1 protein-coding gene is annotated in these 288 nt (G+C 58.7%); it reads right to left on the bottom strand.

Going from position 1 to position 288, the window contains the following annotated elements:
• Window positions 1-288 (bottom strand): cation:dicarboxylase symporter family transporter (locus EOC06_RS38865; protein WP_128310193.1); only part of this gene is annotated, 288 nt, incomplete at both ends.

The raw sequence follows: 288 nt of genomic DNA, 5'->3' as shown, positions 1-288 counted from the left end.
GACTTGCAGGATGTCGCCTTCCGCGAAGGCACTGGCAATCGTTGACGGGATGATGTTCATCAGGAAGCTGGTCACGGACTGCTCGTGAGCCGTGGCCACATAGCCCTTAACGGCTTGGACATCGAGCGAGGCCGGATCGATGTTGAGGCCGGCGCCAGGTTGAACGATATTCGCGACAATCAGTCCGACAACGAGTGCAAGCGTCGAGAAGGTAAGGAAATAAACCATCGCCTTGGCGGCAACTCGGCCGACCTTCTGCAGATCGCTCATGCCGGCAATGCCGGTCGC

The sequence above is a fragment of the Mesorhizobium sp. M7A.F.Ca.MR.362.00.0.0 genome, assembly GCF_004023175.1.
Lineage (GTDB): Bacteria > Pseudomonadota > Alphaproteobacteria > Rhizobiales > Rhizobiaceae > Mesorhizobium.
Note: the sequence above shows the minus strand (reverse complement) of the source record. Positions and strands in the feature narration are given on the sequence as shown.